Annotated in this window: 5 protein-coding genes; 4 read left to right on the forward strand and 1 reads right to left on the reverse strand. The window is 74.1% G+C overall.

Annotated elements, in window-relative coordinates:
- Positions 1 to 182: 182 nt before the first annotated feature.
- On the reverse strand, positions 183 to 827 hold the full coding sequence (gene sigK / locus AOK03_RS06650) for an ECF RNA polymerase sigma factor SigK (RefSeq protein ID WP_279616306.1): 645 nt from the start codon (positions 825 to 827) through the stop codon (positions 183 to 185).
- Between the two features lie 180 nt (positions 828 to 1,007).
- Between sigK and AOK03_RS06655 the strand changes: the two genes are divergently transcribed.
- From AOK03_RS06655 to AOK03_RS06670, 4 genes are all read left to right on the forward strand, one after another.
- Positions 1,008 to 2,543 carry a DUF4331 domain-containing protein gene (locus AOK03_RS06655; RefSeq protein WP_055564231.1) on the forward strand — a complete coding sequence of 512 codons (1,536 nt, stop codon included), beginning with the start codon at positions 1,008 to 1,010 and terminating at the stop codon, positions 2,541 to 2,543.
- A 152-nt stretch (positions 2,544 to 2,695) separates the two neighbouring features.
- Complete coding sequence (locus tag AOK03_RS06660) at positions 2,696 to 4,033, forward strand: tetratricopeptide repeat protein (protein ID WP_055564232.1); 1,338 nt, start codon at positions 2,696 to 2,698, stop codon at positions 4,031 to 4,033.
- Positions 4,030 to 5,484, forward strand: a complete 1,455-nt coding sequence (locus AOK03_RS06665) for a nickel transporter (protein ID WP_425264357.1) — start codon at positions 4,030 to 4,032, stop codon at positions 5,482 to 5,484. The genes AOK03_RS06660 and AOK03_RS06665 overlap by 4 nt, the downstream gene beginning before the upstream one ends.
- 31 nt (positions 5,485 to 5,515) lie before the next feature.
- A partial coding sequence (locus AOK03_RS06670) for a serine/threonine-protein kinase (RefSeq protein WP_157868873.1) occupies positions 5,516 to 6,322 on the forward strand: 807 nt, incomplete at its 3' end.

Raw genomic sequence — 6,322 nt, forward strand, 5'->3', positions numbered from 1 at the left:
CGGTGCGGGCCCGGGCCCGGGGAGGCGGCGACCGGCTCGGGCCCGCACGTCTGTCGGGGGCCCTTCGAGGCGTTCGGCGTACGGCAGCCCGCCCTAGTTCCCGCGGGCCGGGCGGCGCCGGGGCGGAGGCCGCGCACGCCAGGCGTACGACGGCGACCGTGAGCTGTCGGACCCGCGCTCCGTCACGTCCGGCTCTTCGGGGCCGGGTCCTCGAAGGCGGCCTCCAGGCATTCCCTCAGTCGCAGCATCCCGTCGCGCATGCGCGTCTTGACCGTGCCGAGGGGCACGGACAGCTGACGGGCCACCTCCCGATAGGTGTAGCCGTCGTAGTAGGCCAGCACGACCGCCTGGCGCTGCAGGTCGGTGAGGCGGCCCAGACAGCCGCGCACCCACTCGCGCTCCAGCCCCGTCTCGACCGCCTCGGCGACCTGGTCGAAGGGCGGGCCCTCGCCGCGCCGCGCCGCACGCGCCTCGCGGTCGGCCGCCGCACGCACGCTGCGGACCCGGTCCACGGCCCTGCGGTGCGCGAGCGTGAGGATCCACGGCAGCGCACGGCCCCGTGCCGGATCGAACCGCGGAGCGCTGCGCCACAGCTCGATGAGTACCTCCTGCGTCACCTCCTCGGACTGCGCGTGGTCGCGCAGCACTCTGCGCACGAGGCCGAAGACCTGTCCCGACACCAGGCCGTACAGGTCCTCGAACGCCTGCCGGTCCCCCTTCGCGATCAGCGGCAGCAACTCGTCCGCTTCCATCGGCTCCCCCGTCTCCCGATGCCTCCCGGCCGCTCGTGCGGCCTTCCGGGATTCGGCGTGGGAGCCCCGACGGATGGGAGACGCGCCGTGGGGCGGGGCGGACCGGGGGCGGCCGTCGGTTGAAAACCGGGCCAATCCGCCCGTGTGCCGGCCCCGAATGGCCTGTGTCAGTCGGCCCGTGCCCGTCGGGCAGCCGATCAGTCGGCGGACCGGCCGGGCCGGGCCGGGTTCATCAGATGCTCAAGGACGGACGCGATGACAGCACATGCCAGGAGGCGGACGGGGCGTCGCGGCCTCGCCGCGCTGGTCTGCGGCGCACTCGCCGCCGGGGGGCTCGCAGCCGCCGGGGTGAGTGCGCTGGAGCCGGGATCCGCGCAGGCCTCCAGCCACCGGGAGGCCCCGCTCATCTCGGGCCAGCCGCAGTACGACAACACGGACGTGTACGCGTTCGTCAGCCCCGACAAGCCGGACACCACGACACTCGTGGCGAACTGGACCCCCTTCGAGGAGCCCGCGGGCGGGCCCAACTTCTACCCGTTCCCCGAGGACGCCCAGTACGACATCCACATCGACAGCGACGGCGACTCGCAGGGCGATCTGGTCTACCGGTGGACGTTCGACACCAAGATCAGGAACGGCAACACCTTCCTGTACAACACCGGTCAGGTCACCGCCCTCGACGACCCCGACCTCAACTTCAACCAGACGTACGACATCGACCTGCTGAAGCTGAAGGACCAGAAGGTCGTCTCCACCAAGAAGATCGCCAACAATCTGCCGGTCGCGCCGTCACGCGTGGGCGACGCCTCGATGCCCGACTACAAGAAGCTGCGCGACCAAGCCGTGCGGAAGGTCGCGGGCGGCACGTCGTACGTCGGGCAGGCCGACGATCCCTTCTTCCTCGACCTGCAGGTCTTCGACTCGCTGTACGGCGGCGACCTGTCCCAGGTCGGCAAGGACACCCTCAAGGGCTACAACGTGAACTCGGTGGCGCTGCAGGTCCCGAGCGCCGACATACGCCGGTCGGAGAAGCAGCCGACGGTGGGCATCTGGTCGACGACCCAGCGCAAGAACGCCAAGGGTGACTGGACCCAGGTCTCGCGGCTCGGCAACCCGCTGGTCAACGAGCTCGTGGTGCCGCTGCGCGACAAGGACAAGTTCAACGCGTCCGCGCCGTGGAACGACGCGGACTTCGCGCCGTACGTGCAGAAGCCGGAACTGCCGAAGCTCCTGGAGAAGGTCTACGGCATCAAGGCACCGGCCGAGCCCAGGAAGGACCTGGTCTCCGTCTTCCTGACCGGGGTGCAGGACCTCAACCAGCCGCCGAACGTCCGTCCGGCGGAGACCCTGCGCCTCAACACCTCCATCAAGCCGACGGCCGACCCCAAGCGGCTCGGCGTCCTCGACGGCGACAACGCGGGCTTCCCGAACGGGCGGCGGCTCGCCGACGACGTCGTGGACATCGAACTGCAGGCCGTCGCGGGTGAACTCGTGGGCGCCAAGAACGACTTGGGCGACGCGGTGAACCAGAACGACCAGGCCTTCGGCGGGACCTTCCCCTACCTGGCACTGCCCACGTCCCCGACGCACGCCCCGGCGGCCAAGGGCGGCGACAACACCTCGGCGCGCGTCGGGGGCGGAGCCGCGGTCCCGGCCGCGTCGTCGTCCGACGGCGCCGACGACACGGTGCTGATCGCCTCCGCGGCGGCCGCGGCCGCCGGTGTGCTGCTGGTCGGGCTCGGGCTCGCGTGGTGGCGGGCACGGAGGCGGGGGGTCGGCAGGATCTCCTGATCACCTCCGGAACGGGCGCGGGTCCTCCCGCGGCCTCCCCTTCGGGCGCGACCCGCACGCATCCCCCTGCGGGCCGCGCCTCTCCGCTCCACCGTCTTCATCTCCTTCTCGAATGCTCGAGTTCTCGAATTCTCGAACGATTGGTCTTGTTCATGGCACGCACCTCCGTACGAAGCGCCGTGGCCGCCGTCGCGATCGCCCTCGTGCTCACCTCGGGTGCCGTCGTCATCAGCGGTGGTGACGGCGACGACGGGGCGGGGCCCTCGGCGCCCGTCGCCGTCGGGCCCGCCGCGCCGCTCGACGGTCTGCGCGGCGGCGACCTGGACCGCGGCGTGGAAGCGCTCCGGTCCAGGCTGCACGACCGGCCGAAGGACTTCACGTCCTGGGCCACGCTCGGCACCGCCTACGTCGAGCAGGCCCGCACCCGAGGCGACCCCGCCCTCTACCGCGCCGCCGACCGCGCCCTGGACCGCTCGCTGAAGCTGCGTCCCGGCTACGACGCGGCGCTCGCGGGGCGCGCCGCCGTCGCCGCCGCCCGGCACGACTTCCGCGGCGCCCTGCGGTACGCCACCGACGCGCTCGCCGAGAACCCGTACGGCGAACGGGCCCTGGCCACCCGCATCGACGCCCTCGTCGAACTCGGGCGCTACGACGAGGCGTCCCGCGCCGCCGACGAGGCGGACTCCCGGCGGCCCGGCGTCCCCGTCTTCACGCGGTACGCGTACGTACGGGAGCTGCGCGGCGACACCAGGACCGCGCGGCGCGTCCTGGAGCGGGCGCTCGACGGGTCGACCGCGCCCGGCGACGTCGCGTACGTGTCGACCGCACTCGGCCAACTGGCTTGGCGGCAGGGCGATTACAGGTCCGCGCTGCGCCACTGCGGGGCCGCGCTGCGGGCGGACGCCACCTACCTCCCGGCTCTGGAGTGCCGGGCGCGGGCGCAGGCCGCGCAGGGCAGGACGGCCGCGGCGATCGCCGGACTGCGCGACGTCGTCGCACGGCAGCCGCTGCCGGGTCCCGTGCTCGCGCTCGGCGAGCTGTACGAGGCGCGGGGCGACACGGCGCGGGCCCGGGAGCAGTACCGCCTCGTGCACGCGTGGGCCGCGCTGGCCCGCGCGAACGGAGTCGACCCCGACCTCGACACGGCGCTCGCCTCGGCCGACCACGGGGACAGGAGGGTCGCGCTGCGGGCGGCGCGCGCGGAGTGGGAGCGTCGCAGGACCGTCCACACGGCGGACGCGCTCGGGTGGGCGCTGCATGTGAACGGGCGGAACGAGGAGGCCCTGCGCTACGCACGGCGTGCCACGGCCACGGGGTTCCGGGAGGCGGCGTTCCTCTTCCACCGCGGAATGATCGAACGGGCCGTGGGCGACGAGGGGGCGGCGCGGAAGTCGCTGGCGTCGGCGCTGCGGTTGAACCCCGGCTTCTCGCCGGTGGGTGCGCGCGAGGCGCGGGCCGCGCTGCGCTCGCTCGGAGGTGACGCGTCGTGAGGCGTTGGGGGCTGCGGGGGGTCTGGGGCGGCGTGGTGCTGGGCGTGGTCCTCGCGCTGGGCGCCCTCGGCGGCACCGCGCACGCCCATCCCCTGGGCAACTTCACCGTCAGTCGGTACGACGGACTCGTCGCCGGGCCGGGGCGGCTGACGGTCCACCATGTGGAGGACCTCGCCGAGATCCCCGCCGCCCAGGCCGCCCCCCGCATCCGCGAGGCGGGCCGCGCGGGCTGGGCCGGGCAGCGCTGCGCGGACGCCGCCGACGACGCCCGCGTCACCGTGGCGGGACGGTCCGCCGAACTGACCGTGGGCACCGCACGGGTCCGGGTCCGGCCGGGCCAGGCGGGGCTCGACACCCTCCGCGTGGAGTGCTCCCTCAGCACTCCGCTGCCCCGGAAGGACGGCGTGAGCGTCGAGTTCCGCGCCGGCGCGCCGGACCGTACCGGCTGGCGGGAGATCACCGCCCGCGGCGACCGGATGACCCTCACCCGCTCCGACGTACCGGAGAAGTCCGTGTCCCAGCGGCTCACCCGGTACCCGAAGCGGCTGCTCTCGGACCCGCCGGACACCGCGACCGCATCGCTGCGGATCACGCCGGGCGGCCCCGCGCTCACGGACGACCGCCCCGCGGAGCAGGACGGGGTGGCTTCCGTGCTGCCTCGTGGCGCCGACCGGTGGGCGCAGGCCCTCACCGGCCTCGTCGGGCGGCACCCCCTCACCCCCGCCTTCGCGGCGCTGGCCCTCGGCACCGCCCTCCTTCTGGGCGCCCTGCACGCGCTCGCCCCCGGACACGGCAAGACGCTGATGGCCGCCACCGCGGCCGCCCGCGGCCGTGCTTCCGTACGCGACGTGCTGCCGCTCGCCGCGTCCGTGACCGTCACGCACACCCTGGGGGTGCTCGCCCTCGGTCTGCTGGTGAGCGGGGGTTCCGCCGCGGGACCTTCGGTGGTCGCCTGGCTCGGCGTGGCGAGCGGGCTGCTCGTCACGGGCGCGGGCGTGCTGCTCATCCGCAGGGCGTGGCTGCGGCGGCGCGGGACGGGCCATGAGCACACGCACGATCACGCGCACGGCCACGCTCACACCCACGAGCACGGGCACGCACACGGGCACCACCACTCCCACGGGAGCAGTCTGCGCGGCGCGCTGTTCCTCGGGTTCGCCGGTGGTCTGGTGCCCAGTCCCTCCGCCGTCGTGGTGCTGGTCGGCGCCGCCGCGCTCGGTGAGGCGTGGTTCGGGCTGCTGCTCGTGGTGGCGTACGGGGTGGGGCTCGCCGCCACGCTGACGGCCGCCGGGTTCCTCGTCGTTCGCGTGGGGGCGTTCGCGGGGCGGCGCTTCGGGCCGGAGTGGGTGCGTCGGGGCACCGGGCGGTTCCTGCCGCTCGGTTCGGCCTGCGTCGTTCTCGCCCTTGGGTGTGGATTGGTGCTCAAGGGGGCCGCAACAGCGCTCGGTTGAGCTACTTTTGTGGAGAATCGCACCACTGCGGATGGGGGCGCCCGTGAGCCAGCCAGAGCGCGTGATCGCCGGGCGGTACCGCCTGTTGGCCCCCTTGGGCGAGGGCGGCATGGGCACCGTGTGGCGGGCCCGTGACGAGGTGCTCGGCCGTGAGGTGGCCGTCAAGGAAGTGCGCGCCCCCGCCGGGCTCCCGGCGGCCGACGTCGAGCGGCTGTACGCCAGGCTGGAGCGGGAGGCCTGGGCCGCCGCCCGCATCCCGCACCGCAACGTGGTCACGGTCTACGACGTCGCGAGCGAGAGCGGCCGCCCCTGGATCGTCATGGAGCTGGTGCGCGGCCTCTCCCTGTCCGACGTGCTGGAGGCCGAGGGGGCGCTGACCCCGCAGCGGACCGCCCGCATCGGCGCCGAGGTCCTCGGCGCCCTGCGCGCCGCCCATGACGCCGGGGTCCTGCACCGCGACGTCAAGCCGGGCAACGTACTGATCGCGAACGACGGCCGTGTCGTCCTCACGGACTTCGGGATCGCGCTGGTCGAGGGGAGTTCGGCGCTGACCATGACCGGCGAGGTCGTCGGGTCGCCCGAATTCCTCGCCCCGGAAAGGGCGTTGGGTCATCGGCCGGGCCCCGCGTCCGACCTGTGGTCGCTCGGCGTGCTGCTGTACGCGGCGGTGGAGGGCAGCACGCCGTTCCGCCAGGACACACCGCTGAGCACGTTGCGCGCGGTGGTGGACGAGGAGCTGCCGCCCGCCCGCGCCGCCGGACCGCTCACATCGGTCATCGAAGGGCTGCTCCGCAAGGACCCGGCCGAGCGGATGTCCGCCGCCGACGCCGAGCGCGAT

It is taken from the genome of Streptomyces atriruber (assembly GCF_001418325.1).
Lineage (GTDB): Bacteria > Actinomycetota > Actinomycetes > Streptomycetales > Streptomycetaceae > Streptomyces > Streptomyces atriruber.